Origin of the sequence: Aliiroseovarius sediminilitoris (assembly GCF_900109955.1) — a bacterium.
In the GTDB taxonomy this organism is placed as follows: Bacteria; Pseudomonadota; Alphaproteobacteria; order Rhodobacterales; family Rhodobacteraceae; genus Aliiroseovarius; species Aliiroseovarius sediminilitoris.
In genome coordinates, this window is the sequence record NZ_FOJB01000001.1 from 1,167,569 (window position 1) to 1,194,347 (window position 26,779).

Genomic DNA, 26,779 nt, shown 5'->3' on the forward strand with positions numbered 1-26,779 from the left:
CACTTTCTTACCGTGTGAAATCAGGCGTTGAACAGGAAGTGCAGAACGTCGCCGTCTTTAACCTGATAGGTTTTGCCTTCGGCGCGCATCTTGCCTGCCTCCTTGGCACCGCTTTCCCCACCCAATGCGATGTAGTCGTCATAGGGGATGGTTTCGGCCCGGATGAAGCCGCGTTCGAAATCGCCATGGATGACGCCAGCTGCTTGTGGCGCGCGGGTGCCTTCGCGGATGGTCCAGGCACGGGCCTCTTTCGGGCCGACGGTGAAATAGGTTTCCAGATGTAGAAGTTCATAGCCCGCACGGATCAGGCGATCCAGACCAGCTTCTTTCAGGCCCAACTCTTCCAGGAACATCTGCATGTCGTCGGCGTCAAGTTGGCTGATTTCTTCTTCGATCTTGGCGGAAATAACCACTGAAGCCGCGCCTTGTTCGGCGGCCATTTTCTCGACCGCTTGCGAATAGGCGTTTCCGCTGGCCGCATCGCTTTCATCCACGTTACAGACGTAAAGGATCTTCTTGGTGGTCAGAAGTTGCAGCATGTTCCAAGCCTTGCGATCTTCCTCGTCCACCTTGACGGTGCGGGCGGGTCGGCCGGCCTCAAGCGCCTCTTGTGCCGCGCGCATCAGACGCTCCTGCTGCACGGCTTCCTTGTCGCCGCCGCGCACCTTGCGCACGATGTTTTGCAACCGCTTCTCGATGCTTTCCAGATCGGCCAGCATCAACTCGGTCTCGATCACCTCGGCGTCTTCAACCGGGTTCACACGGCCTTCGACATGGGTGACGTCGCCGTCGTCAAAGCAACGCAGGACGTGGGCAATGGCGTCCACTTCGCGGATGTTGGCCAGAAACTGGTTGCCCAGCCCTTCGCCTTTCGACGCACCCTTCACCAGACCGGCAATGTCGACGAAGGTCATCCGGGTCGGAATGATCTCTTTCGAACCAGCAATAGCGGCCAGTTTGTCCAGCCGGTCATCCGGCACGTTCACCTCGCCCACATTTGGTTCGATGGTGCAGAACGGAAAGTTCGCAGCCTGCGCCGCCGCCGTCTTGGTCAGTGCGTTGAAAAGGGTCGATTTACCGACATTCGGCAGACCGACGATGCCCATCTTGAAACCCATCACGGCCTCCGTCATTCAGTGTTCGGGGCCTTCTAGGGCTTTGACAGGATGGGCGCAAGCGTGGTGAAGTGGGAAGACGCGCAACAGAGGAGCTTTGCCATGCAACCTATTCCTTACGTGTTTTTCAAAGATAACTGCCGAGAAGCCGTCACGCGCTATGGCGAGATTTTCGGCAATGGACCAGAGATCATGTCGTTCGCGGACATGCCGGACGAAGATCGCAAGCAGATGCCCGGCGTGCCGGATGACGCGGTGATGCATGCCAGCGTCGCCGTCGGTGACGGGATGCTGTTTGCCAGTGACGACCCAAGCGGCGAGACGCCGGAAATGGCGGGCTGCAATGTCTGCCTTTCCCTGCCGGATGAGGCCGAGACAAAGCGGGTCTTCGATGCTTTGGCAGATGGGGGTGATGTGCGAATGCCGCTGAGCCCGACGTTCTGGACATCGCTTTTTGGCACGTTGACCGACAAATTCGGAGTGCGTTGGATGATCATGGCGGACAGCGATTACGAGTGACCCATTGATTTTCCCGACCGTATTCGGCACATCGGTTCTGAACATGACAAAGGACGGATGATGACCCGAATTGATGCGAAGTTTGCTGCCTTGGCCGAAAAGGGTCAGAAGGCGTTCGTCAGCTACATCATGGGCGGTGATCCCGATATGGCGACCTCGCTTGAGGTGATGAAAGGGCTGCCTCGGGCAGGCGTTGATATTATCGAATTGGGCGTGCCGTTTACCGACCCGATGGCGGATGGGCCGACCATTCAGCTTGCGGGACAACGTGCGCTGGAAGGCGGCATGACCCTGCAAAAGACGCTGGATATGGCGGCGGAGTTTCGTAAGGATGACGATACGACCCCGATTGTTCTGATGGGATACTACAACCCGATCTATAGCCGGGGCGTGGACAAGTTTCTTGCCGATGCAAAGGCGGCAGGTGTGGATGGGCTGATCGTTGTCGACCTGCCCCCGGAAGAGGACGACGAGCTTTGCATTCCAGCACAGAAGGCGGGATTGAACTTCATTCGGCTGGCGACCCCGACCACTGACAACAAACGCTTGCCGAAAGTGCTGCAAAACACTTCGGGCTTTGTCTATTACGTGTCTGTCACAGGTGTGACCGGGGCGTCCGAAGCGCAAGCCGCGAATGTCGGGCCCGAGGTCGCGCGCATCAAAGCCGCGACGGATATTCCCGTGATCGTTGGCTTTGGCGTGAACACCCCCGAAAAGGCGCAAGCGATTGCCAGCGTTGCCGATGGCACTGTTGTGGGCAGCGCGATCGTGTCGAAGATCGCGGCGGGTGAACCGGTCGCGGATGTGCTGGCCTTCGTGAAGACACTGGCCGACGGGGCGCATCGCGGCTGACGTCTAGATCACTGCGGTTTCACCAATCGGGCGGCCTTCTACGATCCGGTCATAGCCAAACGGGCAAAGGTCCAGCGTCTGGAAGCTGCCGGTTGTGATCAACTCGGCAAGGCCGCGCCCCATCGCGGGGGCTTGTTGCAGTCCGTGGCCGGAAAAACCGTTGATAAAATAGAAGTTCTCAACCTTGTTATGTGGGCCAAGAACGGCATTTTGATCCAGTGTGTTATAGGCATAATGACCCGCCCATTCGTGCACGATCTTCAGGGCGTCGAACTGGGGAATACGCGTCGCCACGATCGGCCAGACATGATGCTCCCATAGCCCGTGATCCATATGGAAATCATCGGGGTCGACTGCCGGATCGGGGTCGGGCCGCGCGCCGATCATATAGGTTTCGGGACCATCCTGTCTGATGTGAACGCCAGATGGGTCGATGGTCAGGGGAAGCTGACGATCAAGCGGACGCTCTGCTTTGACCACCCATGTGAACCGCTTCCGTGGCTCGACGGGGATGTCCAACCCCGCCATGCGCGCGACCAGTCTGGCGCGCGGACCGGCGGCGTTGACCAGATGACCACAAGACAGCGTCTGTCCTGAGGACAGGGTAACATTGACCACTTTATCCTGCGCCGTGGTGATTGCCTCAACCTCGCCCGCCACATATTCGACACCGGCGGCGACCGCTTTGCGTCGGAACCAATCAAACAACGCCCCACCATCCCAGTAGCCTTCGTCGCGCGTGCCGTGGCTTCCTAAAAGAATGTCGTCCAACTGATAGAACGGAAAATCCTGCGCAATCTCGTCTCGCGACAGAATACGGGTGGCCGCGCCAAGGCGGCGCTGCATCGCTTGCGCGGCGCGCAGCGCGTCGGCATGCGCCTTGTTGTGGGCGAGATAAAGATACCCGAAGCTTTGGATGGTCAGATCTTCGATGCGGGGGTCGCCGCCCATATTGGCCCGCAAATTCTTGATGAAGGAAGCGGTGAATTGCGAGATACGCACATTTAGCGGCTCGCTGAATTGCTGCCGGAGGCAGGAGTTCGTATGTGCCGTAGAGCACAGCGCATAGCTTGGGTCACGTTCGACCACCAATATACGGCCCTGAAAATCCGGTGATTGGCTCAGCCACCAAGCCACCGACGACCCCATGATGGCTCCGCCCACGATGATCACATCATAGGTTTGTTGGTGTGGATCTGTCGCCATCGCAGCCACTTGATCAAGCTGGGTCAGAGGTGCTGCGGAACCGCCAACGCCCCGTCATCGCGTCGCCTCCCGCGCCCATGACAGGACGGCATCATGGTCAGGGGAAAGCTGTTCGGCGTCGCCAACAAACGCCATGAACGCCTCGCGCGACCCTTCGGAAACACCGATGATCGCCGGGATGTCGCGGGCCAGTGCTTCGCCCACGGCTTCACGAAAGCCACGCCCCTCGGCTTCCTGTTTGCCGAATTTGTTGACGATCAGAAGATCGGCACCGGCTTTCAAACGGTCTTCGGTTTGCCCCACCGCTGTCTCCAACGCATCGGGGTTCAGTTTGCAGCCGCGCGCGTTGGCACCAAGATACTGGCTGATGCGGATCTTTGGACCGTCAGGCAACACCAGGACATCCATATCGCAATGGTGATCCTCGGCGCGTTCGGTATCAAGCTGGACGGTCCCGCACAGGGCCAGACCTTGCCGCGTCAACGCGTCCGCGACGCCTGCAAGCAACAGGTTGGTTTTGCCCCGACCGGGCGCGATGACATAGGCGAGTTTCATGCAATCCCCAATCGACCGTGCTTATCAGATGCCAATCGGAACGGGCGTTGTCAATTGCCGTGACGCCCCTCTGATGCGCTTGCGTGGTGCGACCGGCTGTGGCCAGATGTTGGAAAAGAAAGGTGCGCCATCATGAAGCTGAAACTCCCTGATCACCGACCGCCGCGAGATGCAGCGCAGCGCCGCGCAGTCGCGCCAGTTATTTGCTATCCTGTCGATGGATTGCCTGTACCAAATATAGCGCTCTATCGGGCCGCGCGGAAAACAGCGAGAAAAATCACTGAAGTGCTGGTGCCGCCGCGGGATGCGAAGGTGTTTCAAGTGCCCGCAGGTCATTACTTTCGGATCAATTCGGTAGAGGGACCACAGGTTGGAGATCTGAATCTGTGGAATCTGCACGATCTGCACGAAAGGTTCTATTCAGGCAAGACGCGGGCGCTCCATGGCACGCATCTGTCTGTATCAGATCGGATTTGGTCAAGTCATCCCTATCTGCGTCCCATCGCAACCATCGTTGAAGACACGCTTGATTGGTACGGGTTTGACGAATTTGGTGGGTCCGTTCACGATGTGATCGGCACGCGGTGCGACCCGTACACACATAATCTGCTGGTGGGCGGTCACTATCACCATTGTTGCCATTCTAACCTGACGCGCGCGCTGGCCGATTACCTTGACTGCCCTGCATGTGACGCCGAACCACACATCCACGATGTTTTGAATGTTTTCATGTGCACGGGTTTCACGCGGGACACGGGGCAGTATTTCATGAAAGCCAGCCCGGTGCGGCCCGGTGACTATCTAGAGTTCTTTGCCGAAATTGACCTGCTTGGGGCGCTCAGCACCTGCCCTGGGGGTGATTGTTCGTCCGAGCACAGCTCGGATACCGCCACCTGCCACCCGTTGATGATCGAGCTGTTCGCGCCGACAGAAAATGCACTAAGGGATTGGTCACAGCCGCCGGTGAACGGCTATGACCGGACGCATGGGGTTTGACCGCGCAGATCACGCGAAGGCGGCTTCCAGTGCAATCTCGATCATGTCGCCAAAGGTCTTCTCGCGCTGATCGGATGGCAGCGCCTCGCCGGTTTGCAAGTGATCGGATACGGTCATGATCCCAAGCGCCCGCACGCCATGACGGGCGGCAAGGGTGTAAAGCTCGGCGGCCTCCATCTCGACCCCAAGGATCCCGTGACGGGTCATTTGTTCGTTCAGGTCAGGGCGTTCGTCATAGAAGGTGTCCGAGCTGTAGATGCCGCCCACATGCACCCCCACATCGCGTTTTCGTGTCGCAGCAACGGCGGCTTCCAGCAGGCCATAATCGGCGCAAGGTGAGTAATTCAAGTCGCGAAAGATCGTGGATGACGGCGTTGCGACTGTTGTGCAGGTCATGGCGATGATCACATCACGGACCTTAACCTGCGGCTGCATCCCCCCGATAGAGCCGACGCGGATCAGGGTTTTCACGCCGTAATCCCTGATCAACTCGTTGGCATAGATCGACAGGCTCGGCATCCCCATGCCTGACCCTTGAATTGATACCCGATTACCCCTGTAAGTGCCGGTAAATCCGAGCATTCCGCGCACCTCGTTCACCAGTTCCGCACCGTCCAGAAAGGTCTCGGCGGCCCAGCGGGCGCGATAGGGGTCGCCCGGCATCAGGACAGTTTCTGCGATCTGGCCGGGTGCGGCACCGATGTGGATGGTCATAGCTATCTCCTGTGGGTAAAGTCACGCATATGAAACCGGAATCCCTGATGCGCGCGCTGTTCTTTGCCCTCTTTATCCTCCCACTTCCTGCCTTGGCGCAAGAGCCGGGCGAGCTTGCATTGGTGAAGAAGGTGTTTGCGAAACTGCAACCGATCTCGATCCGGGCCAATCGCGAATATTGCGGGTATATCGGGTATGATCGCTCCGGCAAGCTCGTGGCGTCGAAGGCGTGGCGCGGCGGCAAGGGCACCTGTCGGGCGCGCGACCCCGACAACTTGGTCAATGTCGTGTCGTCCTATCACACCCACGGTGCCTTCTCGTCCCGCTATGCCAACGAAGTGCCGTCAGGCGACGATATGGCCACCGACGAGTTTGAAGGCGTCAACGGCTGGGTCGCCACGCCCGGCGGTCGGCTTTGGTATATCGACACGCAAAAGATGGTGGCGCGGCATGTGTGCGGTATCGGTTGCCTGCCAATGGATGCGAACTTCCTTGAAGGCGATATGGGACCAATCGCGCCCCGTTATCAATATGACCAGTTGATCGATAAGCTGATGTCGTTTGGCGGGTGATGCCTATTCCGCCGCGACGGTTTTGGGCGCAACCAACGTCACAATATCTTCCATGATGGTGTTCAATTCGAAATCCTTCGGCGTATAGACCTTGGCAACACCCATCGCGCGCAGACGGTTGGCATCGTCGTCCGGAATGATACCGCCCGCGACCACCGGGATGTGACCCAGTCCGGCCGCGCGCATCCGTTCGATCAGTTCTTCCAGAAGCGGGATGTGGCTGCCTGACAGGATTGACAGGCCGACCACGTGGGCTTTGGTTTCAAGCGCGGATGCGACCAGTTCTTCCGGCGTCAGACGAATGCCTTCATAGGTAATGTCCATTCCGCAATCTCGGGCACGGGCGGCAATCTGCTCGGCCCCGTTAGAATGACCATCCAACCCAGGTTTGCCCACAAGAAAGGTCAGGCGACGGCCAAGCGCGTCAGAGACCGCATCCACACGGGCGCGAATATCGTCCAGCCCTTCGGTGCGGTTTGATGGGTTTTTCGACACGCCCGTCGGTGCACGATACTGGCCAAAGGTCTGGCGCATCACTTCGCCCCATTCACCTGTCGTCACACCCGCTTTGGCGGCGGCGATTGAGGGCGGCATGATGTTGTCGCCGGACTTGGCTGCGATGCGCAGATTTTCCAACGCTTGCTTAACATCGGTCGCATTGCGATCGGCACGCCATTGCTCAAGACGTGCGATCTGATCGGCCTCGGCTTCCTGATCAGCGACCATGATCGCGCCATCCCCTGCCGTAAGCGGGCTTTCGGCGGCTTCGGTCCAGCGGTTCACACCGACCACGGTGGTTTCGCCCGCCTCGATCTTGTTGATGCGGCGGGCATTTGAATCCACCAAACGCGACTTCATGTATTCGATGGCCGCCACCGCGCCGCCCATCCCGTCAATCTGGGCCAGTTCGGCGCGTGCACCGTCTTTCAACTCGGCCACTTTACGGTCCACAGCGGGGTTTTCGTCAAACAGGTCATCGAACTCCAGAAGGTCCGTTTCATACGCAAGGATCTGTTGCATCCGAAGGGACCATTGCTGATCCCATGGGCGGGGCAGGCCAAGCGCCTCGTTCCACGCCGGCAGCTGCACGGCGCGGGCGCGGGCATTTTTCGACAGCGTAACCGCCAGCATTTCGATCAGGATGCGATAGACGTTGTTTTCTGGCTGCTGCTCGGTCAGGCCCAGCGAGTTCACCTGAACCCCATAGCGGAAACGGCGGAATTTCGGGTCTTCCACACCATAGCGGTCGCGGGTGATTTCATCCCACAACTCGACAAAGGCGCGCATCTTGCACATCTCGGTGACGAACCGGATGCCCGCGTTTACGAAGAAGCTGATGCGGCCTACCATGGCTGGGAAGGCGTCCGCCGGGACTTTGTTTTTCAGATCGTCCAGCACGGCGATGGCGGTGGCAAGCGCGAAGGCCAGTTCTTCTTCGGGCGTCGCGCCTGCCTCTTGCAGGTGATAGGAACACACGTTCATCGGGTTCCACTTTGGCAGATGCTGGCGCGTATAGGCGGCGACATCGGTGATCATGCGCAGGGACGGCTCGGGCGGGCAGACATAGGTGCCGCGTGACAGGTATTCCTTTATGATATCGTTCTGCACCGTGCCTTGCAGCTTGGATACATCCGCGCCCTGTTCTTCAGCGGCTGCAATATAGAGCGACAACAACCACGGCGCAGTGGCGTTGATCGTCATCGAGGTGTTCATCTGCTCCAGCGGGATATTTTCAAACAATGCCCGCATGTCCCCCAGATGGCCAAGCGGCACGCCCACCTTGCCCACTTCACCGCGCGACAGTTTGTGGTCACTGTCATAGCCCGTCTGAGTTGGCAGATCGAAGGCCACCGATAGGCCCGTCTGACCTTTGGCCAGATTGGTGCGGTAAAGCTCGTTCGAGGCTTTGGCGGTCGAGTGACCGGCATAGGTGCGGAAAAGCCAGGGGCGGATCGAGTTTTGGCTGGGCATGTCAGAGACTCATCGTTTTGTTGCGCTGCAGCATTTTTCGCAGACGAAAGAATATTACGCAAGGGTGAAATTCGTGGGAAGAAAGTTGCGCAAGGTGCGGCATGCATCGATCTTTTTGGGGCGCAGTGGATAGTCTTGCAGCATACGATCCAATTCACACCACCGGATTGCTTTTGCGGCACGACGCGCCGTCTTTACCTTGTCGCTTTTTCCTGAAAACGTAGCGCCATGACGCGTTCCATAGAATTGCCCCTGTGGCTTCTTGTTCTGATTCTGGCTTTCGCCACGGTGACGTTCGCGTCCCATTTCCTGTTTCCTTCGGTCCGCTGGTTCTTCCGCAAGCGACTTGAGCGGGCGGTGGAACGGCTGAATGAAAAGCTCGAACGTCCGATCGAGCCGTTCAAACTGGCGCGTCGCTATGACATGGTTCAACGCCTCTCATATGACCCCGAGGTTGCAAAGGCGATCGCCGAACATGCGCGCAAATCGGGCATGCCAGAGCAAGTCGCCTTTGAAACCGCACAACGCTATGCTCGCGAGATCGTGCCACGGTTTTCGGCCACAGCATATTTTGGCTTCGGTATATGGATTGCCAAACTGCTCAGCCGTTCTTTCTATCGTGTGCGACTTGGGGCTTTCGATGAGGCGCGGTTGAAAGAGATCGATCCGGATTCGACCATCGTCTTCGTGATGAACCATCGGTCGAACATGGATTACGTTCTGGTCACGTGGCTGGCCGCTGAACGGTCACATCTTTCCTATGCCGTGGGGGAATGGGCGCGGGTCTGGCCGCTACGCATGTTGATACGGTCGATGGGTGCCTATTTCATTCGTCGAAAAAGTCGCAATGCTTTGTATCGCAAGGTGTTGTCGCGCTATGTGCGACTGGCAACGGATGGCGGGGTCACACAAGCGATGTTTCCCGAAGGCGGATTAAGCCTGAATGGAACTGTCGGCGAGCCGAAACTGGGGCTGCTGAGCTATCTTGTGCAGGACTTTGATCCAGAGGTGAACCGCAACGTCGTCTTTGTCCCCGTCGCCATGAACTATGATCGCGTGCTGGAGGATCGGGTGCTTGTCAGGGCCGATATCTTGGGCAATCGGCGGTTTGGGTTGCGATTCAAATACGTCGCCCGCCACATCGGGCGCCATGTTTGGCAACGTGTGACGGGGAAGTTCCATCGTTTCGGGTATGCCAGTGTGTCATTTGGTGCGCCCTTATCGCTGAACGAATATCTCGCGAGCCACAGGACGGAGGAAGACCCACTGGAAAACCTGGGCCACGAGCTGATGTCACGCATTCGCGATGTGGTGCCCGTTCTACCTGTTCCCGTTGTGGCGGCAATCATGCTTGAGCAAGAGACGTTGACCCGCGCCGAGGTGGAAGCCCGCTTTGCGGCGCTGGTCTCGGATATGGAGGCCTCGGGTGCCCATGTGCATCTGCCGCGTGGAGATATGAGCTATGCGACGGAAGTTGGTATCAGGCTGCTGTCATTGCGTAAGCTGATCGTCGAAGAAGGCGAGGGACCACTTGCCCGGTATCGTGTCAACCAGCCTGATCGCTTGATTCTAGCCTATTACGCGAACTCCATTGCACATTTGTCCGATGCCATCACGACGGTTCAGATGTCTGATTTGAGCCCGGCCGAGGTCGCGGACGCGGCCGGTTTTCCGGACTGATGCTTGGTTCGCCTTGAATTGAGCACGACATAAAATTACAAAAAATGGCTAAACGTTGTTGCATTCTTGCGAGGCGATACGTAATGCTGCACGAGCAGCCGCATTTCTGCATCGCGGCAACAGAATCGGATAACGCGCAACAGAAGGAGGCCCCGATGGCTTTGGATACTCAACCCAGCATCGCAGATTACGATGCCCCGAAGAAGGACCTGTACGAGATCGGTGAGATGCCGCCGCTCGGGTATGTGCCCAAGCAGATGTATGCATGGGCCATCCGCCGTGAACGCCATGGCGAACCGGACAAATCGTTTCAGGTTGAAGTTGTCGATACTCCGGTATTGGACAGCCACGAGGTGCTCGTCCTCGTGATGGCCGCTGGCGTGAACTATAACGGTGTTTGGGCCGGTCTTGGTGTCCCGATCTCCCCGTTTGATGGCCACGGCGCGGATTATCACATCGCCGGGTCGGATGCTTCGGGTATCGTCTGGGCGGTTGGCGACAAGGTGAAAAGCTGGAAAGTGGGCGACGAAGTTGTCATCCATTGCAACCAGGATGACGGCGACGACGAAGAGTGTAACGGCGGCGATCCGATGTTTTCACCCTCGCAGCGGATTTGGGGATACGAAACCCCCGACGGGTCTTTCGCGCAGTTCACCAACGTGCAGGCACAACAGCTTTTGCCGCGTCCCAAGCACCTGACTTGGGAAGAAAGCGCCTGCTATACGCTGACCTTGGCCACTGCCTATCGGATGTTGTTCGGTCACGCACCGCATGAACTGAAACCCGGCCAGAACGTGCTGGTCTGGGGTGCCTCTGGTGGTCTGGGATCGTTTGCGATCCAGTTGATTAATGCTGCGGGTGCGAATGCGGTTGGCGTGATCTCGGATGAAGACAAACGCGAGTTCGTCATGTCACTTGGCGCAAAAGGCGTCATCAACCGCAAGGATTTCAATTGCTGGGGACAACTGCCCACCGTGAACACACCCGAATATGCGGCGTGGTTCAAGGAAGTGCGAAAGTTCGGCAAAGCCATTTGGGATATCACCGGCAAGGGCAACAACGTGGATATGGTGTTCGAACACCCTGGTGAAGCCACGTTTCCGGTGTCGACCTTCGTCTGCAAAAAGGGCGGTATGGTCGTGATCTGCGCCGGCACCACCGGGTTCAACTGCACCTTTGATGTGCGGTATCTGTGGATGCACCAAAAGCGCATCCAAGGCAGCCACTTTGCGCATCTGAAGCAAGCGGCCTCGGCCAACCGCATGATGATTGAGCGTCGAATCGACCCCTGCATGTCCGAAGTCTTCCCATGGGAAGATATTCCGGACGCACATATGAAAATGTTGCGCAATCAACACAAGCCCGGCAACATGGCGGTCCTGGTTCAGGCACCGAAGACCGGTCTGCGCACTTTTGAAGACGCTCTTGAGGCCGGCCCGAAATAAACCCAAAACCAACTGAAATTCAGCCCTCCGTCCGATCTGGGCGGAGGGTTTTTTTGTCGAATTTTGAAACACTTCACATGTTAGATTTGCGAATCACCTACTCTTAAAGCTGACCCACTGGTCGGTTTATTCAAAGAACAATATGTTACGTGTTTCATCCTCCCCATTTATGGGGAGGTTAAATGGGTGAATACCGAAATGAGAAAACACATGCGAAGGTTGATTTCCCAACTTGCGAGATCGAGGCTTTACATGTCTGATGAATGGATCATTGATGTTCTTACTGACCTGAAGGCCTACGCGGTTAAAAATGGTTTGAACGTCACGGCCGACCAGCTTGATGACGCGCGACTGATTGCCATGACAGAAATCGCCTCCGCCTCACGTCAAGAGACGGAGAACGCGCGCGAATATGAAAAACCGGTTGGAAGACCTTGTCTCTACGTTGCAGGCGGCGAGCTCGCTTGAAGACCTGCAAGCCGTAACCGAGGCTCTGCGGGACCACTATGACGTTTCGCATACGGTTTATCATTGGGTTAATTCCGTTGGTGAAAGGTTCGGCGCGGGCACTTACAGCGCCGAGTGGGTTGATCGCTATCTTGAAAAAGATTACTTGCGTATCGACCCGGTTATTTTCGGTTGTTTTCAAAGATTTACACCGGTCATCTGGAAGTCGCTCGACTGGTCGTCGAAGGCGGCGCGGGAGATGTTTCAGGATGCCATGAACTATGGTTTGGGCAACCAGGGATTTACCATTCCGATACGTGGTCCCAACGGGCAATTCGCTCTGTTTACCATGAACGCGACCGCTGAAGATGACGCTTGGGAAACCTTCGTCGATGAGAACACGCGCGACCTGATGATCATCTCGCATGAACTGAACAAAAAAGCGTTGGAATTTGAGAAGTGGGGGCAGGATGTTCAATCCCCGTCACTGTCGCCTCGCGAGTTATCGGCGATGACGTGCTTGGCGAAGGGCATGAATCGCGCACAATCTGCGGCAGAAATGAACATCTCAGAACACACGCTAAGAGTGTATATCGAATCGGCGCGACACAAACTTGGCGCGATGAATACAACCCATGCGGTAGCGCGTGCGTTGTCTGCGGGGATCATCATCGTATAAAATACATCTAAAACGCTTAAGACATTTGCCTTATTTTAACCATAAGGCGACCATCATTTGGCTAACTTATCGGACAAAGGAGCCAAACCGATGCTGCGCTATCTCTATGGTAATGATTTGAACAACTTCCCTCTGCTTGCAGACACAATGTTTCGTGATCGTGCGGAACAGTTTTCTCGTCGGTTGGGCTGGGATGTCCATGTAGACGATGCAGGCCATGAGCGGGATGAATACGACGACATGAATCCCCTATACGTGATCTGGGAACAGGCAGATGGTCGCCATGGCGGCTCAATGCGTTTTCTACCTACGGTGGGCCAAACCATGGTCAACGACCATTTCGATCACCTGACGGACGGGGTGCATATCGAAAGTCCGCTGATCTGGGAATGCACCCGCTTCTGCCTCGCGCCAGGCGCGGATCGTCGGGCCTCGGCCGCTCTGGCACTTGGTGCAGGCGAATTGATGGCCGCCTTCAAGCTGCGCCACTATGTCGGTGTGTTCGATCCGCGTATGGAGCGGATCTATCGCCTGATGGGGCTGGAGCCGGAAGTCATCGGAACTGCCGGTGAAGGTAAAGACCGCATTGGTGTGGGTCTTTGGTCCATGAATGATGATGCCTTTGCGCCGACACTTGCCCGAGTGGGCGTGGATCGCGAAACCAGCAAGAACTGGTTGCGGTATTCGCTGGGTCTTGGCCAACGTGTTGTTGCACCGGATGCCATTCCCGCAAGTGCATAAGCGGTCATCATACTGATGTGCGCCATACGTGCTGGCGCAGCATCAGAGCGCAGGTTAGGGTCGCGCCATGACCACTGGCGCGCACCTGACCTATTCTGATGACCAAGCGGACGCCCATGACCGCGTGGCTGAAATGCTGCGCGGGGCAGGCGTTGATTTGGATGATGCGCTGCTGACGCCATTGTCCGACGGCAAGTCGCAAGTGATGGCCGTCGTCGGTAAAGCGGGGTCGGGCAAGACGATGCTGCTTGCCCAACTGTATCGCGCGCTGCAAGAAGCCGGGGTCGAGGTCGTGTCCGGCGATTGGGAAGGCAAACGTCGCAAGGATCGCAGGACTTTGGCCATATTAGCCCCGACCAACAAGGCGGCCAGCGTGTTGCGCAACCGCGGCGTGCCAGCAACGACGATTCATCGCATCCTTTATACTCCCGTCTATGACCCCGAATACGAAAAGATCGCCGAATGGCTGGCCGGAAACGGGGAGCGGCCATCGGTCGAAGGTCTGACTGATGCGGCGCTGGATCGCGCTTTTGCTTTTTATCAGGCCCAGAAGTCCATTCCGGGGGCGCTTGCTGCGGCAGGATTGCGCGGATCAGATTTCATCACCGGCTGGAAACGGCGGGATGACCCTTTGGATATTGGCTTTGTCGACGAAAGTTCGATGCTGGACGAAAAACAGTTCAACGATCTGCGCGAGATCTTCCCGACATTGGTATTGTTTGGTGATCCCGCACAGCTGGCCCCGGTGGGCCAATCGGGTGAAATGGTCTTTGATCGGCTGGGCGACAGCCGAAAGATGGTGCTGCATCGTATTCACCGTCAGGAACACGATAACCCAATTCTGGATCTGGCCCATGCTCTGGCGGATGACACGCTGGATTTCGCAACGTTCGAAAACATGATCGAAGAGGCCGCACGCTTGGACGATCGGGTGGTGGTTGCACCCCGCGTGAATGCCGATCTGATGGCGCGCTCGCCCGTTCTGGTTTGGCGCAATGTGACACGCGTCCGACTGATCACCGCATTCCGGGGGGCATTTGGCGCGCCTGAGCATGAACTGATGCCCGGTGAACCGCTGATCTGCGACGGGATCGAGCTGCCTCTGAAGCATCGCAAGAAACGTATTGATCTGGAAGCGCGCGGCCTGATCAAGGGCGCGCAATGTGTTTATCTTGGCCCCGGAAAACGTCCGGGGTTTTCACGATTGCACGTGTTGGGGGCCGAGGATCCGCAATTGTCAGCGGCCTCGATCATCAAGATTGAAATGCCTGACGAAGAAGAACCGTTCATCCCGTATGCCGCCAACATGGGCGCGGCTTTTTTGCATGGGGCGGCTGTGACCATTCACAAGGCACAGGGGTCACAGTGGCCTGAGGTGCAGGTCTTCGCGCCGGACATCTGGGCGGCATCGCGGGCGGGACGAACAGAGGCTGGGCTGCCGTTGTGGAAACGTCTGGCCTATGTCGCCATCACGCGGGCCGAGACGCGCTTGTTTTGGGTGAAACGCTATGCGATGGCCCGGCCAGAGGTCGCATTGTCGACAAGCGACTTGGCTGCAAAGCCGGTGGAGTTGACCCTTGCCGCGCCGGACGAAGGCGCAGCCTGACTCGGACAGATCACGTGCGCAGGATCACGCGAAACAGGGCTGATGCGCCCCATCCAGCGGCAATCGCGATCACCAGTGACAGGATGCCATAGATCAATGGTTGTTCGTGGGCGAGGTTGAAGATCCACCGTTCCAGCCCAACCTTCTGAACGTTGATCACCGTTTCATATTGCGAGGCAACATTACCGTCCCGCGTCAGATAGATACGTGTGCGATAGTCACCTTCGGTCACATTGGCGGGCAGGGCTATTCGCGTGTCGAACAGCGTTTCTTCCTGCAATTTGACGCTGTTTTCCATCAGCTTATATAGCCCCGACTTTTCGCGGATGCGGATCAGGGCGCGGGTGAAGTCGCGCGGGTCTTCGTTGGTGAAGGGGTTGTCGCTGATGCGGATCGACCGCTCGACCGAAATGACGTGCTTCAGGTCGTCAAGGATCGACAATGTTTCAGTCAGCGGCGCTGATGTTGCAACAGCATAGAAGCTTGGCGCAGCGGCCAGTTCGATCGAGTCCGTGTTCACCCATATCCCGAAACGCTTGTCCTTTTTGCGCACAGTGATCGGGTGCGCTGGGCCCTCGACGACGACGATCACTTGAAGGGGGCTGTCGTTGGGGGGCGGGGCGTCCCGCTTGACAGCACCGAAGATCAGGATCTCCGACCCCACAAAAGTCGCCGTGATCGAAACGCGGTTCTGGCTAAGTCCCGCAACGACTTTTTCTGCGCGTGCGGGCAGGGCGGCGAAGAACATCAACGAGAGGATGGAAATGGCACGCAGCATCAGTGCGCCCCGGCCTGACCGATTTCATAAAGCTCGGCCGGTTGGATCAGCAGGTCCAACCCAAGTTTGCCACAGACAACAAGCACCATCAGCGCCAGCAGCACCCGCAACTGCTCTGCTTTCAGTTTCACGCCAATGCGCGCACCGATCTGTGCGCCCACGACACCGCCGATCAGCAGCAGAACGGCCAACCCCATATCGACGGTGAAGTTGGTTGTGGCGTGCAGAAGCGTTGTAAAGGCGGTCACGAAGATGATCTGGAACAGCGAGGTTCCCACAACCACCTTAGTCGGCATCCCCAGTAGATAGATCATGGCCGGCACCATGATGAAACCTCCACCGACGCCCATGATGGCAGCGAGAATCCCGACCAGAACGCCCACCAGAATGGGCGGAATGACCGAGATATAGAGGCCCGAGGTGCGGAATTTCATCTTGAAGGGCAGGGCGTGCACCCATGTGTGCTTGCGGCGCGTCGGCACCGCCGTCCCCCCGCGGGTCTTCATCAACGCCCGCACGCTTTCAACGAACATCAGGGATCCGATGATGCCAAGGAACACGACATATGACAATTTGACCAACAGATCGACTTGTCCGATTGCTTTCAACGCATTGAACAATTGCACGCCCAAAGCCGCACCGATCAGACCACCGATCAGCAGCACCACCCCCATTCGAAGGTCCACCGTCTTGCGTTTCAAATGCGCCAGAACGCCAGAGAACGAGCTGGCCACGATCTGGTTGGCTTCCGTGGCCACCGCGACCGCGGGCGGAATACCGATGAAGAACAGCAAGGGCGTCATCAGAAAGCCGCCACCCACACCAAACATACCCGACAGAACACCCACGATGCCACCAAGCCCGAGCAGCAGAAACGCGTTTACGGAAACCTCGGCGATTGGCAGGTAAATCTGCATTGGGAAAGAACTCTGGGCTGGCTGTGAATTGGCTGGTTGTTTCTTTATTGGCCCATGAGGCGGGGGTTAGTCACGTGTTAAGTAGCGTCGAACCAGTTTTTCCAGCTTTTCAGCACCAAGTGGTGCCATTGCCTTGGTATGTTCGTGGCTGATCGCCTCGTCCGACAAACCCTGCGCCATGTTGGTGATGGTTGAAAAGGCGGCAACCCGCAAACCAAGGAAGCGCGCAAGAATCACTTCGGGCACGGTTGACATGCCGACCGCGTCCGCCCCCAAGGTGCGAATGGCGCGGATTTCGGCGGGCGTCTCGAAGGACGGGCCGGAATACCAGGCATAGACGCCAGGGGGCAGAGCAACGCCTTCATCTTTGGCGATCTTTGCGAAAACCTTCTGCATCTCGGCGTCATAGGCACCGCCCATGGGCACGAAACGAGCGTCAGCCACTTCGCCGATCAACGGGTTCAACCCCGAGAAGTTGATGTGGTCCGAGATCAGCATCAGCTCGCCGGGCGGAATGTCCAGCCGCATTGATCCGGCCGCGTTGGTCAGGATCAGGCGATCCGCGCCAAGGGCTTTCAGAAGTTCCAGCGGCAGGCGCATCGCATCGGCTTTGCCATGCTCGTAATAGTGTGACCGGCCGCCAAACACGGCAACCCGTGTGCCTTCCATATGCCCGATCACCAGTTTCGGATTGTGGCCCGATACATGCGCCTGTGGGAAGCCATCAAGCTGGTCATAGGGGATCGCAACCCCGTCGACCGTATTGGCCAGATGCCCCAGGCCTGATCCAAGGACCAGGCCCACCTCGACCGGCTCTGACCCAGCCAGGTTGCGAACCTGCCGGGTCAGCGCCTCAGCGTTCCTTGACATAGGGTTGCCCCCCGGCTTTCGGTGCAACAGCGGTGCCACCGAAGCCAGCCAGAATGATCACGGTCAGGATATAGGGCAGGGCCTGCATGAATTGCACCGGAATGACGAAGGTGCCAAGATCAATGTTCTGATACCGGTTGGCGATGGCTTCCAGCAGACCGAACAGCAGCGTGGCATATAGCGCGTGCCACGGACGCCACCGGGCAAAAATCAACGCCGCCAGCGCGATATAGCCGCGACCTGCGCTCATTTCCTTCACAAAGCCTGCGGCGAGTCCTGTCGCCAGATAGACCCCGGCCAAACCACACAGGACGCCCGCAATCAACATCGCCGCGTAGCGCAGCCGGATCACCGATACGCCTGCCGTATCGACCGCCGCAGGATTTTCGCCCACGGCCCGCAGGCGCAGGCCAAAGCGAGTGCGATACAGCACGAACCATGACAACGGCACCATCAGAAGCGCCACGTAAACAAGGATTGTGTGGCCCGATAACAGATCGGAATAGATCGGTCCAAGGATCGGCACATCGGCCACCGCATTGGCAAAGGGCAGTTCCAGATTTGAAAAACGCTGACCGCCGGACAGGCTTGGCGTGCGCCCGCCAAGCCCGAACCACGCAGTGCCGATCAGGATCGTGATGCCCGAGGCAAAGAAGTTCAGCGCCACACCCGAGATCAACTGGTTCCCTTGAAAGGTGATCGAGGCAAGGCCATGCACCGCAGAGAACGCGATCGAGGACGCCACACCGGCCAGAAGCCCCAGCCAGACCGACCCGGTCGCCGCTGCAACGGCTGCCGAGAAAAAGGCCGAGGCAAGGATTTTGCCCTCAAGCCCGATATCGAAAATGCCCGCTCGTTCCGAGAACAACCCGGCAAGGCAGGCCAGCAAAAGCGGTGTTGCCAGACGCAAGCCGCTGTCTGCGATTTGGATGATCGTCAGGAAATCCATCAGTGCGCCCCCCGTTTTGCAGACCGGATGAACGCGCGTTCCACCGGCGCCCTGACCATGTTGTCAAGCGCCCCGGTGAACAGGATCACCAGCGCCTGGATGACGATGACCAACTCGCGCGGGATTTTCGTCCATAGCGACAATTCGCTGCCGCCTTGATAAAGGAAGCCGAACAGCAAAGCCGCCAGCAGCACCCCAAACGGGTGATTGCGGCCCATCAGCGCCACGGCGATCCCGATAAAGCCAGCGCCTTCAACCGAATTCAGGACAAGTCGCTCGGCCTCGCCCATCGTGTTGTTGATGGACATCATGCCCGACAAGCCGCCGGACAGGATCATGGCGACCATGATGATCTTGAACGGTGATATACCCGCATAGACTGATGCTTCTGAGGATAGGCCAAAAGCGCGGATCTCGTATCCCAGACGTGACCGCCACATCAGAAGATAGACGATCAAGCAGGCCGCAAGCGCGATGAAAAGCGAGACATTCACAGGCGCGGATTTCGAGAAGTTTATGCCGATCGGAGCAAGAACGTCGTGCAGTGTGGGCAGTTGTGTTGTTTCGGGGAACGATGCGGTTTGCGGGTTCATCTCGCCTTTTGGACGCAGTACGTTCACCAGAACATAGTTCAGTGCGGCTGCCGCAATGAAGTTGAACATGATTGTGGTGATCACCACATGGCTGCCGCGTCGGGCTTGCAGATAGGCGGGAATAAGTGCCCAGGCCGCGCCAAACACAGCCCCGCCGATCATGGCGAACAATATCGCGACGGTCCAATGCGGGAAGGGGATATAAAGACAAACCAGCGCAACACCCAGCCCGCCGATCATCGCCTGACCTTCGCCGCCGATGTTGAACATCGCCGCTTTAAAGGCGATCGACACGGCAAGTCCGGTGAAGATGAAGTTGGTGGCATAGTAAAGCGTGTAACCCCAGCCGTAGGTTGACCCCAGCGCCCCGGAAATCATCATCCGAAGTGCATTGATCGGGTTTTCACCAATGGCCAGTATGACAAGCCCAGACAGCACAAAAGCGATCAGCAGGTTCAGAAAGGGGATCAGAGCCACATCGGCCCACTTGGGCATCTTCTGCATCAGGCTGCATCCCCTTCCTGTGTGACCCCGGCCATCATAAGGCCCAGTTCACGTTCATCTGTCTGGTCGGGCAGGCGTTCGCCCATGATATGGCCGTCAAACATGACCGCAATTCGATCACTGAGGGACAGGATTTCTTCCAATTCGACCGAGATGAGAAGCACCGCCTTTCCCTGATCGCGCAAGGCAATAATCTGTTTGTGAATGAACTCGATCGCGCCGATGTCGACGCCGCGTGTCGGCTGGCCAACCAAAAGCAGATCGGGGTTGCGCTCGATCTCGCGCGCCACGACGATCTTTTGCTGGTTGCCGCCCGAGAAACTTTTCGCCTCAAGTTGCGGATTGGGGGGGCGCACATCGAACCGGTCCATCTTGTCCTGGGCAATCTCCAGGATTTTCGCGTTATCCATCAGAAACTTGTTCTTTTGGTATTCCGGCGCGTGGTGATAACCGAAGACGATGTTCTGCCACGCCGGGAAGTCCATGATCAGACCGTGCTCCTGCCGATCCTCGGGCACGTGTGCGATCCCGCGTGCCCGCCGCGAGCGCCCGTCGGAATACTTGCCGGTCAGGTCAATTGAATCACCACTGATACGAATTTCGCCGGTGGCATTGGCATAGCCGCCCAGAACCTCCAGCAACTGCGACTGGCCGTTGCCGGACACGCCCGCGATGCCAAGGATTTCACCCGCGCGCACGTTAAGCGAAATGCCCTTCAGGCGTTCCACCCCATGATCATCGACCATGCGCAGGTTCTCGACCTCCAGAATCTTCTTGCCGGGACTTGCAGGGACCTTGTCGACACGCAACAGCACCTTACGACCCACCATCAGTTCTGCCAGGTGTTCAGGGTTCGTGTCCTTGGTCTTGACTGTCGCGGTCATCTCGCCGCGCCGCATGACGGACACGGTGTCTGTGATCTCCATGATTTCGCGCAGTTTGTGGGTGATCAGAATGATCGTCTTACCTTGATCGCGCAGCCCATTGAGGATGCGGAACAGGTGGTCGGCTTCGGCCGGTGTCAGCACGCCGGTCGGCTCGTCCAGGATCAGGATATCCGCCTCGCGATAGAGTGCTTTCAGGATCTCGACACGTTGTTGTACACCGACGCCAAGGTCTTCGATCAGCGTATCCGGATCAACGTGGAGTTCATATTCTTCTGCAAGCGATTTAAGCGATTTTCGGGCCTTGGCCAGTGACGGACGCAGCATCGCGCCATCTTCCACGCCGAGGATCACATTTTCCAGCACCGAGAAATTTTCGACCAGTTTGAAATGCTGGAACACCATCCCGATACCGGCAGCAATTGCGGCCTGACTGTCGGGGATCTGGGTTTCCTTGCCGTGGATGAAGATCTGCCCTTCATCGGCCTTGTAGAACCCATACAGAATGGACATCAGGGTAGATTTTCCCGCGCCGTTTTCGCCGATGATCCCATGGATCGTTCCCGGCTGCACGGAAATCGAGATGTCCTTGTTCGCTTGCACCGGCCCAAAGGCCTTCGAGATGCCGCGAAGTTCGATGGCGGGGGCAACAGTCGCCTGTTGCCCCCCTTTGCTCATGTCAGCCATCGCCCGATCAGAACTTCATGACGGGGCAGGTGTCGTCCGACTGATAGTCGTGAACGGCGATTTCGCCCGAGATGATTTTGGCTTGGGCCTCTTCAACGGCGGCTTTCATCTCATCCGTCACCAGTTCGGCGTTATATTCGTCCATCGCCAGACCAACGCCGTCATGCGCCAAATCCATGACACGCACGCCGGGCTTCAGGTTTTCGCCTTCTTTCATGGCGTCATAGACCGAAACATCGACCCGCTTCACCATCGAAGTCAGCACCTTTCCGGGGTGCAGGTAGTTCTGGTTGCTATCGACACCGATGGACAGCACACCTTCGTCTGCGGCGGTCTGCAATACACCAAGACCGGTGCCGCCAGCCGCAGCATAGATCACGTCAGCGCCTTGGCTGATCTGTGCTTTCGTCAACTCGCCACCTTTCACCGGATCGTTCCAAGCCGTCGGCGTGGTTCCGGTCATGTTCGAGATGATCTTGGCATCCGGATTTGTCGCCAGAACGCCTTGTGCGTAGCCGCAACCGAACTTACGGATCAGCGGGATGTCCATTCCGCCGACAAAACCGACGGTGCCCGACTTGGATGCCATCGCAGCCATGATGCCGGCCAGATACGAGCCTTCATGCTCGGCAAACGCGACATTCAGGACGTTGGGGGCATCCGACCAGCCGTCATTGGTGACGAATGTGGTTTCCGGGAAATCCGGGGCCACTTCGGACAGGGCCGCCGACATGGCGAAGCCAAGGGTGATCACCGGGTTGGCTCCGGTTTCAGCAAAGCGGCGCAGTGCCTGTTCGCGCTGGGCTTCGGACTGAAGCTCGATCTCAAGATAGCTGCCGCCGGTTTCCTTGGCCCATTTTTCAGCGCCATTGAAACCGGCTTCGTTGAACGATTTGTCGAACTTGCCGCCAAGGTCGAAGATGATCGCGGGATCAGCCAGTGCCGTCCCGGCGGTCAGGGCCATCGACGCAGCGGCGCCAAGAAATGTCTTCATCAGGGTCATGTTAATACTCCCGGTTGTTGTTGTTGGGGGTCGCGGACGGAATGTCAGCCGATTCCCAGAGTCTGCGAGCAGATCGCTGAATAGGATCATCCGGGATTTTGGGCGGAGGGCAAGGGCGCGGTCAACATTAAGTTTCGTGGTCCGCGTTGAAAATGTCTATTATTCAGAAGGTTCACCCAAGGGAAGGGGCTTGTTCAACAAGATGGCATCGACCGCGCCACCCGCTGGGCGTGCATAGTAGCCTGATCGGCGTCCGGATTCGACCCAACCCGCCGACATATATAGCGCGCGTGCTGGCCCATTGTTCTCGGCGACTTCAAGAAACGCCAGCTTTGCGCCGCGGGATTGGGCATCGACCTCGAACGCGGTCAGAAGTCGACGACCAAGACCTCTGCCTTGTTGGTCGGGGTGGACGACGATGGTCATAAGCTCGGCTTCGTCCAGGATCACTCGGCCCATTGCAAAGCCATGTCGTGTGCCCACCGTGAAGACCAGTGGCGAGGATAACAAGGCCCGCATTTCATCTTCGTTCCACGCGCGGCTTTCAGGAAAAGCCACTTCGTGAAGCCGCGCAAGATGGGTTGGAGTAAGCTCGAACATCCCGCAGTCCTTAGGGAAGGATCAGAGGTGCGGGATCACGGGGTGGGGCGGCATCGGCTGCACGGATATACAAGGGCGCGGGGCGCGGGATCGAGGTTTGTCCGGCTGTCGCAAGACGCGCAGCGGCGATACGTGCGATCGCCGGGGCAGGATCGGACAATGCGTCTGGCCCGACCCGCGCGCCTTTCCACGCGGCAGCTTCGCGGGCTGACATCAAAGCAGGGGCTTCATCATCGCCACCCGCGCGCAGATATTGGGCGTAGACGTGGTCCCGCCGTGCGTCGATCAACGACCAGACCGGGCGTTTGGCGTCGATAGCCTGCGCATCAAGGGACGAGACGCCAATCGCAGGCACGCCCAGCGACAGGGCAAGACCACGCGCTGCGGCAACCGAGATGCGGATCCCGGTGAAGTTGCCCGGCCCAATCCCGACCCCAATTGCTGCAAGGTCACGCCATGACAGGCCCGCATCCGCCACTACCTTTTCCAGCAGCGGAATCAAGCGTTCTGCTTGTCCGCGTGCCATGGGTTCGAAACGTGATGCGATGATCCTGTCGCCTGACAGCAAAGCGGCCGCGCAATGCGCGGCCGATGTGTCAAACGCCAGGATCAAAGGGTCACGCGGCAACAGGGCGCACCTCGATCACCTCGGGGATATAGTGCTTCAAAAGGTTTTCGATGCCCATCTTCAGCGTCAAGGTCGACGAGGGGCAGCCCGCACAGGCACCCTGCATATGCAGATACACGATGCCACGATCAAACCCGTGGAAGGTGATGTCGCCACCGTCCTGCGCAACGGCGGGACGCACGCGGGTGTCCAGCAGTTCCTTGATCTGTTCCACGATCTCGCCATCTTCACCGTCATGCTCGGCATGACCGGCGGGGGCGCTGGCTTCGCCTGCCATGACAGGCTGGCCGGACTGGAAATGTTCCATGATTGCGCCGAGGATCGCAGGTTTGATGTGATCCCATTCGACATCGTCCCCCTTGGTCACGGTCACGAAATCGGCACCGAAGAAAACCGCAGTTACGCCTTGCACCTTGAAGATGCGTTCGGCCAGGGGCGAGCTTCCCGCCGTATCAGCGGATGGAAAATCCGCCGTTCCGGTGCCAAGAACGGCCTGTCCGGGCAAAAATTTCAGCGTGGCGGGATTTGGTGTGGATTCGGTCTGGATGAACATTTTTGGCGCACCTTTTTTGTCAGGTTTGATATGGGCCTCGCGCCGGGAAGAGTCAAGATGCGCTGGATTGTCAGGTGATCTCTTCCAGCCGATCCTTGGACATTTCGCCGGGAACGATGGTCATGGGCACGGGCAGCGTGGCTGAGGCACGCATCAATTGGTTGATGATCGGACCGGGGCCGTTTTTTTCCGACCCCGCACCCAGAACCAGAACACCGATATCCGGGTTTTCGTTGATCTGTGCCATAATCTCGGGCACTGCTTCTCCTTCGCGGATCACAAGTTCCGGGTCCACGCCCTGACGGTCGCGCATCCACTTGGCAAACACTTCGAAATGCACAGTGATGCGTTCGCGTGCTTCTTCGCGCATGATGTTGCCAACGCCGATCCAGTGATTGAACTCGTCCGGCGCAATGACGGACAGAACCTGTACGCCACCACCGGTTTTGGCAGCCCGCATGGCCGCAAAACGCATGGCGTTCAGGCACTCGCGGCTGTCATCAAGGATCACAAGGAACTTGCGCATGTTGGACCTCCCGAAACGGCGCCAGTCTGCATCAGGGGTAGGGTGCTGTCCACGGTTTTCAACGCGTGGCGCCGCGCGCGATGCGGGTGGCGTAGGTGGTGATCAGGATCGCCAGCAAGACCAGCCGCCCAACGTGCGCCGCCGCAATGAAACTGGGATCCCCGCCCATGGCGACCCCAACGATGATCATGGTCTCCAGCCCACCGGGGGCAAATCCAACGAGCATGTCCAGCAAAGGCAGGCCCGACAAAAAAGCCGTCGGGATCGCCACAGCAGCAGCCAGAGAGGCCGTGAGCAGGACAACCACACCCGCCGCCGCCATGTTGTGCCGCAGATCCCGCCAGGTCACGCCCGAGAACCGGGTGCCAATCAGGCAACCCATCATCATCAGCACAACCTGGCTGACCCAGGGGGGCAGGTTGCCATCAACCGCGCCGGTCAGGTGGAACGCCGCCGCGGCGATCATGGCGGCCAGCAGCACAGGCGCGGGCAAGCGGATCTTGATCAGGAGCGGAGTAAGCGCCAGTGCCACAATCAATTCCGCCCCTATCATCAACCATGGCGCGGTCGCGCGACCGACCGGCAAACCCGCGCCAAGCTCGATCCCTGACAGACGGGCGGCGATGGGGACAAACAAGCTCAGCGCCAGCACGCGGAACGACGCCAGGATGGCCGGGCGGGCCACGGGGATGCCGAGGCTGTCGGACAGCGAAACGACCAGACTCAGATGCCCCGGCGCGGCTGACAGGAAGGCTTCGTCGCGATCAAATCCCATGCTGCGGGTCAACACCCAACGGCCGATATAGGGTGTTGCGACGGTCAGCGCGGCCAGCATGGCGAAGGCAATGGGCCAGCGCAGCACGGCCTCGATACTGGTTGGCGTGACCATCGACCCCACGGTGATCCCGACCAGTATGAAAATCACGTTGCGCAGGGGTGGTGCGATGTCGGTATCCATACCGCGCAGGCTGGCGAAGGCGACAACGAGCGCCGGGCCAAGCAAAAACCCCATCGGCAAATTGACCGCCCAAGCCACCGCCGCCCCAAGTGATCCGACACAAAGTGTCAGGAGCGTTCGATTTGGCTCAGCCATCGGAATGCGCCCAGTCCCAGTATAACTGGCGCACCCGGCGCGTCATGGGCCCAGAACGATATATCGTTCCGTCAAACTCGCTGACCGGCGTGACTTTCATCATGTTTCCCGACAGAAACACCTCGTCCGCCTTGTGGAAGTCGTCGAATGTCAGAACGGTCTCATGCACCTTGATCCCGTCAGCCTGCATATTGGCGATGTGACGAGCGCGGGTGATTCCGGCCAGAAAGCAGCCGTTCGGGATCGGGGTGAACACTTCGCCGTCGCGCACCATGAACACGTTGGCGGACGAGGTTTCGGCCACATTGCCAAGGGCATCGGCGACGAGCGCGTTGCCATAGCCCTTGGCGCGCGCTTCGGCCAACATGCGGGCATTGTTGGGATAAAGGCACCCGGCCTTTGCGTTTACCACGGCGTCCTCGATCACCGGGCGGCGAAAGCGGGTCGTGGTCAGCGTCGTCACCGCCCTCTGCGGCGCCATCGGGATTTCCTCAAGCGACACACAAAAGCCGGTTGCCCCAGCCTTCGGCACAATACCAAGATCACCTCCATCAAGCGCCCAATACATGGGGCGGATATAGAGGGCGGTATCTTTTGGATAGGTCGCAAGACCCTCTTTGACGATCTCGACCATGGCGGCAGTTTCGACTGTCGGCGTAATCATCAACGCCTCGGCCGACCGATTCACGCGGGCGCAGTGGGGTTCAAGATCCGGGTGGATTCCTTCAAAATACCGCGCCCCATCAAAGACCGTGGTGCCCAGCCACGCACCGTGATCTGCGGCGTTCATGACCGGAATGTCGCCATCATGCCATGTGCCGTTGAAATAGGTGCGGATATTGGTGCCGGTCGCCATCGAAATCTCCTTGAAACTGCGGGCGAGACTATCAGGCAAAGGTCGGGTGTCCAGACCCGTTGCATTTGCACGAAACAGGAAAGAACACCCCCGGCAGTTGGGGATCGCTGCCGGGGGCGTGCGTATGCGAAAAGACGGGACGGGCACACGCGTTGTGCGATCTGATCCGTCTGTCCGGGCGGGCAACCGGTCAGACCGAGAATCGATCACGGGGTCGAGTTTGGAGCGATAATGATTCCG

At 58.2% G+C, this 26,779-nt stretch carries 28 protein-coding genes; 10 read left to right on the top strand and 18 right to left on the bottom strand.

The features are described from left to right. Positions 1-20 precede the first annotated feature (20 nt). Complete coding sequence (ychF, locus tag BMY55_RS05860; RefSeq protein ID WP_091432085.1) at positions 21-1,118, bottom strand: redox-regulated ATPase YchF; 1,098 nt, start codon at positions 1,116-1,118, stop codon at positions 21-23. A gap of 99 nt (positions 1,119-1,217) precedes the next feature. On the opposite strand from ychF, the gene BMY55_RS05865 reads away from it, so the two are divergent. Together BMY55_RS05865 and trpA are read left to right on the top strand one after the other, a co-directional pair. Further along, entirely contained in the window at positions 1,218-1,634 is a 417-nt protein-coding gene (locus BMY55_RS05865) for a VOC family protein (protein WP_091429108.1), read from the top strand. A gap of 60 nt (positions 1,635-1,694) precedes the next feature. Then, a complete protein-coding gene (trpA, locus tag BMY55_RS05870) occupies positions 1,695-2,486 on the top strand; it encodes a tryptophan synthase subunit alpha (protein ID WP_091432087.1) in 792 nt (263 codons plus the stop codon). 3 nt (positions 2,487-2,489) lie between these two features. Here trpA and BMY55_RS05875 read toward each other — a convergent pair whose 3' ends face one another. Both BMY55_RS05875 and BMY55_RS05880 read right to left on the bottom strand, forming a co-directional pair. Beyond that, positions 2,490-3,692, bottom strand: a complete 1,203-nt coding sequence (locus BMY55_RS05875) for an NAD(P)/FAD-dependent oxidoreductase (protein WP_091429110.1) — start codon at positions 3,690-3,692, stop codon at positions 2,490-2,492. Between the two features lie 54 nt (positions 3,693-3,746). Further along, positions 3,747-4,247 (bottom strand): DUF2478 domain-containing protein, encoded by a 501-nt coding sequence (locus BMY55_RS05880; RefSeq protein WP_091429111.1) that lies wholly within the window; start codon positions 4,245-4,247, stop codon positions 3,747-3,749. Between the two features lie 132 nt (positions 4,248-4,379). Here BMY55_RS05880 and BMY55_RS05885 point away from each other — a divergent pair, with 132 nt between their 5' ends. Beyond that, a complete protein-coding gene (locus BMY55_RS05885; RefSeq protein WP_091429112.1) occupies positions 4,380-5,243 on the top strand; it encodes an urea carboxylase-associated family protein in 864 nt (287 codons plus the stop codon). 9 nt (positions 5,244-5,252) lie between these two features. Here BMY55_RS05885 and deoD read toward each other — a convergent pair whose 3' ends face one another. Further along, positions 5,253-5,957 (bottom strand): purine-nucleoside phosphorylase, encoded by a 705-nt coding sequence (deoD, locus tag BMY55_RS05890; RefSeq protein ID WP_091429114.1) that lies wholly within the window; start codon positions 5,955-5,957, stop codon positions 5,253-5,255. Positions 5,958-5,986: 29 nt separating this feature from the next. Between deoD and BMY55_RS05895 the strand changes: the two genes are divergently transcribed. Then, positions 5,987-6,529: a DUF4329 domain-containing protein gene (locus BMY55_RS05895; protein WP_245744660.1), complete on the top strand. Its 543-nt coding sequence runs from the start codon at positions 5,987-5,989 to the stop codon at positions 6,527-6,529. Positions 6,530-6,532: 3 nt separating this feature from the next. Here BMY55_RS05895 and BMY55_RS05900 read toward each other — a convergent pair whose 3' ends face one another. Further along, positions 6,533-8,500, bottom strand: a complete 1,968-nt coding sequence (locus tag BMY55_RS05900) for a protein meaA (protein ID WP_091429115.1) — start codon at positions 8,498-8,500, stop codon at positions 6,533-6,535. Positions 8,501-8,728: 228 nt separating this feature from the next. Between BMY55_RS05900 and BMY55_RS05905 the strand changes: the two genes are divergently transcribed. From BMY55_RS05905 to BMY55_RS05925, 6 genes are all read left to right on the top strand, one after another. Beyond that, complete coding sequence (locus BMY55_RS05905; protein ID WP_091429116.1) at positions 8,729-10,180, top strand: 1-acyl-sn-glycerol-3-phosphate acyltransferase; 1,452 nt, start codon at positions 8,729-8,731, stop codon at positions 10,178-10,180. A 155-nt stretch (positions 10,181-10,335) separates the two neighbouring features. Continuing rightward, positions 10,336-11,625 (top strand): crotonyl-CoA carboxylase/reductase, encoded by a 1,290-nt coding sequence (ccrA, locus tag BMY55_RS05910; protein WP_091432090.1) that lies wholly within the window; start codon positions 10,336-10,338, stop codon positions 11,623-11,625. 252 nt (positions 11,626-11,877) lie between these two features. Next, a complete protein-coding gene (locus BMY55_RS16720) occupies positions 11,878-12,093 on the top strand; it encodes a hypothetical protein (RefSeq protein ID WP_143064291.1) in 216 nt (71 codons plus the stop codon). Next, entirely contained in the window at positions 12,038-12,751 is a 714-nt protein-coding gene (locus tag BMY55_RS05915; protein ID WP_091429118.1) for a helix-turn-helix transcriptional regulator, read from the top strand. The genes BMY55_RS16720 and BMY55_RS05915 overlap by 56 nt, the downstream gene beginning before the upstream one ends. A 90-nt stretch (positions 12,752-12,841) precedes the next feature. Continuing rightward, positions 12,842-13,492: an acyl-homoserine-lactone synthase gene (locus BMY55_RS05920; RefSeq protein ID WP_091429120.1), complete on the top strand. Its 651-nt coding sequence runs from the start codon at positions 12,842-12,844 to the stop codon at positions 13,490-13,492. A 67-nt stretch (positions 13,493-13,559) separates the two neighbouring features. Continuing rightward, positions 13,560-15,098, top strand: coding sequence for an ATP-dependent DNA helicase (locus BMY55_RS05925; RefSeq protein ID WP_091429121.1), 1,539 nt, complete (start codon positions 13,560-13,562; stop codon positions 15,096-15,098). 10 nt (positions 15,099-15,108) lie between these two features. Here BMY55_RS05925 and BMY55_RS05930 read toward each other — a convergent pair whose 3' ends face one another. From BMY55_RS05930 to BMY55_RS05990, 13 genes are all read right to left on the bottom strand, one after another. After that, a complete protein-coding gene (locus BMY55_RS05930; RefSeq protein ID WP_091429123.1) occupies positions 15,109-15,876 on the bottom strand; it encodes a TIGR02186 family protein in 768 nt (255 codons plus the stop codon). Further along, positions 15,876-16,793 (bottom strand): sulfite exporter TauE/SafE family protein, encoded by a 918-nt coding sequence (locus BMY55_RS05935; protein WP_091429125.1) that lies wholly within the window; start codon positions 16,791-16,793, stop codon positions 15,876-15,878. Before BMY55_RS05935 ends, BMY55_RS05930 begins: the two co-directional genes overlap by 1 nt. A gap of 66 nt (positions 16,794-16,859) precedes the next feature. Continuing rightward, on the bottom strand, positions 16,860-17,663 hold the full coding sequence (locus BMY55_RS05940; RefSeq protein WP_091429126.1) for a purine-nucleoside phosphorylase: 804 nt from the start codon (positions 17,661-17,663) through the stop codon (positions 16,860-16,862). Continuing rightward, complete coding sequence (locus BMY55_RS05945; protein WP_177179298.1) at positions 17,647-18,612, bottom strand: ABC transporter permease; 966 nt, start codon at positions 18,610-18,612, stop codon at positions 17,647-17,649. The genes BMY55_RS05940 and BMY55_RS05945 overlap by 17 nt, the downstream gene beginning before the upstream one ends. Next, positions 18,612-19,709, bottom strand: a complete 1,098-nt coding sequence (locus BMY55_RS05950; protein WP_091429131.1) for an ABC transporter permease — start codon at positions 19,707-19,709, stop codon at positions 18,612-18,614. Before BMY55_RS05950 ends, BMY55_RS05945 begins: the two co-directional genes overlap by 1 nt. After that, a complete protein-coding gene (locus BMY55_RS05955; protein WP_091429133.1) occupies positions 19,709-21,280 on the bottom strand; it encodes an ABC transporter ATP-binding protein in 1,572 nt (523 codons plus the stop codon). The genes BMY55_RS05950 and BMY55_RS05955 overlap by 1 nt, the downstream gene beginning before the upstream one ends. 7 nt (positions 21,281-21,287) lie before the next feature. Then, positions 21,288-22,283, bottom strand: coding sequence for a BMP family lipoprotein (locus BMY55_RS05960; protein WP_091429134.1), 996 nt, complete (start codon positions 22,281-22,283; stop codon positions 21,288-21,290). Between the two features lie 159 nt (positions 22,284-22,442). Next, positions 22,443-22,883 (bottom strand): GNAT family N-acetyltransferase, encoded by a 441-nt coding sequence (locus BMY55_RS05965; protein WP_091429136.1) that lies wholly within the window; start codon positions 22,881-22,883, stop codon positions 22,443-22,445. Between the two features lie 10 nt (positions 22,884-22,893). Next, positions 22,894-23,511 carry a tRNA (adenosine(37)-N6)-threonylcarbamoyltransferase complex dimerization subunit type 1 TsaB gene (gene tsaB / locus BMY55_RS05970; RefSeq protein WP_091429138.1) on the bottom strand — a complete coding sequence of 206 codons (618 nt, stop codon included), beginning with the start codon at positions 23,509-23,511 and terminating at the stop codon, positions 22,894-22,896. Further along, positions 23,501-24,064, bottom strand: coding sequence for a NifU family protein (locus tag BMY55_RS05975; RefSeq protein ID WP_091429140.1), 564 nt, complete (start codon positions 24,062-24,064; stop codon positions 23,501-23,503). The genes tsaB and BMY55_RS05975 overlap by 11 nt, the downstream gene beginning before the upstream one ends. 70 nt (positions 24,065-24,134) lie before the next feature. Further along, a complete protein-coding gene (locus BMY55_RS05980) occupies positions 24,135-24,590 on the bottom strand; it encodes a universal stress protein (RefSeq protein WP_091429141.1) in 456 nt (151 codons plus the stop codon). Positions 24,591-24,648: 58 nt separating this feature from the next. Further along, positions 24,649-25,683: an AbrB family transcriptional regulator gene (locus BMY55_RS05985; protein ID WP_091429142.1), complete on the bottom strand. Its 1,035-nt coding sequence runs from the start codon at positions 25,681-25,683 to the stop codon at positions 24,649-24,651. Further along, on the bottom strand, positions 25,676-26,539 hold the full coding sequence (locus BMY55_RS05990; protein WP_091429144.1) for a branched-chain amino acid aminotransferase: 864 nt from the start codon (positions 26,537-26,539) through the stop codon (positions 25,676-25,678). Before BMY55_RS05990 ends, BMY55_RS05985 begins: the two co-directional genes overlap by 8 nt. Between the last annotated feature and the right edge of the window lie 240 nt (positions 26,540-26,779).

Bases quoted from the DNA above. Each gene is read 5' to 3' on its own strand.
- BMY55_RS05915 (WP_091429118.1), top strand. From the start codon at position 12,038: ATGAAAAACCGGTTGGAAGACCTTGTCTCTACGTTGCAGGCGGCGAGC.
- deoD (WP_091429114.1), bottom strand. From the start codon at position 5,957: ATGACCATCCACATCGGTGCCGCACCCGGCCAGATCGCAGAAACTGTC.
- BMY55_RS05920 (WP_091429120.1), top strand. From the start codon at position 12,842: ATGCTGCGCTATCTCTATGGTAATGATTTGAACAACTTCCCTCTGCTT.
- BMY55_RS05975 (WP_091429140.1), bottom strand. From the start codon at position 24,064: ATGTTCATCCAGACCGAATCCACACCAAATCCCGCCACGCTGAAATTT.
- ychF (WP_091432085.1), bottom strand. From the start codon at position 1,118: ATGGGTTTCAAGATGGGCATCGTCGGTCTGCCGAATGTCGGTAAATCG.
- BMY55_RS05955 (WP_091429133.1), bottom strand. From the start codon at position 21,280: ATGGCTGACATGAGCAAAGGGGGGCAACAGGCGACTGTTGCCCCCGCC.
- BMY55_RS05965 (WP_091429136.1), bottom strand. From the start codon at position 22,883: ATGTTCGAGCTTACTCCAACCCATCTTGCGCGGCTTCACGAAGTGGCT.
- BMY55_RS16720 (WP_143064291.1), top strand. From the start codon at position 11,878: ATGTCTGATGAATGGATCATTGATGTTCTTACTGACCTGAAGGCCTAC.
- BMY55_RS05925 (WP_091429121.1), top strand. From the start codon at position 13,560: ATGACCACTGGCGCGCACCTGACCTATTCTGATGACCAAGCGGACGCC.
- BMY55_RS05940 (WP_091429126.1), bottom strand. From the start codon at position 17,663: ATGTCAAGGAACGCTGAGGCGCTGACCCGGCAGGTTCGCAACCTGGCT.
- BMY55_RS05875 (WP_091429110.1), bottom strand. From the start codon at position 3,692: ATGGCGACAGATCCACACCAACAAACCTATGATGTGATCATCGTGGGC.
- BMY55_RS05905 (WP_091429116.1), top strand. From the start codon at position 8,729: ATGACGCGTTCCATAGAATTGCCCCTGTGGCTTCTTGTTCTGATTCTG.
- BMY55_RS05945 (WP_177179298.1), bottom strand. From the start codon at position 18,612: ATGGATTTCCTGACGATCATCCAAATCGCAGACAGCGGCTTGCGTCTG.
- BMY55_RS05900 (WP_091429115.1), bottom strand. From the start codon at position 8,500: ATGCCCAGCCAAAACTCGATCCGCCCCTGGCTTTTCCGCACCTATGCC.
- BMY55_RS05985 (WP_091429142.1), bottom strand. From the start codon at position 25,683: ATGGCTGAGCCAAATCGAACGCTCCTGACACTTTGTGTCGGATCACTT.
- BMY55_RS05895 (WP_245744660.1), top strand. From the start codon at position 5,987: ATGAAACCGGAATCCCTGATGCGCGCGCTGTTCTTTGCCCTCTTTATC.
- BMY55_RS05885 (WP_091429112.1), top strand. From the start codon at position 4,380: ATGAAGCTGAAACTCCCTGATCACCGACCGCCGCGAGATGCAGCGCAG.
- ccrA (WP_091432090.1), top strand. From the start codon at position 10,336: ATGGCTTTGGATACTCAACCCAGCATCGCAGATTACGATGCCCCGAAG.
- BMY55_RS05865 (WP_091429108.1), top strand. From the start codon at position 1,218: ATGCAACCTATTCCTTACGTGTTTTTCAAAGATAACTGCCGAGAAGCC.
- trpA (WP_091432087.1), top strand. From the start codon at position 1,695: ATGACCCGAATTGATGCGAAGTTTGCTGCCTTGGCCGAAAAGGGTCAG.
- BMY55_RS05980 (WP_091429141.1), bottom strand. From the start codon at position 24,590: ATGCGCAAGTTCCTTGTGATCCTTGATGACAGCCGCGAGTGCCTGAAC.
- BMY55_RS05960 (WP_091429134.1), bottom strand. From the start codon at position 22,283: ATGACCCTGATGAAGACATTTCTTGGCGCCGCTGCGTCGATGGCCCTG.
- BMY55_RS05930 (WP_091429123.1), bottom strand. From the start codon at position 15,876: ATGCTGCGTGCCATTTCCATCCTCTCGTTGATGTTCTTCGCCGCCCTG.
- BMY55_RS05990 (WP_091429144.1), bottom strand. From the start codon at position 26,539: ATGGCGACCGGCACCAATATCCGCACCTATTTCAACGGCACATGGCAT.
- BMY55_RS05935 (WP_091429125.1), bottom strand. From the start codon at position 16,793: ATGCAGATTTACCTGCCAATCGCCGAGGTTTCCGTAAACGCGTTTCTG.
- BMY55_RS05950 (WP_091429131.1), bottom strand. From the start codon at position 19,709: ATGCAGAAGATGCCCAAGTGGGCCGATGTGGCTCTGATCCCCTTTCTG.
- BMY55_RS05880 (WP_091429111.1), bottom strand. From the start codon at position 4,247: ATGAAACTCGCCTATGTCATCGCGCCCGGTCGGGGCAAAACCAACCTG.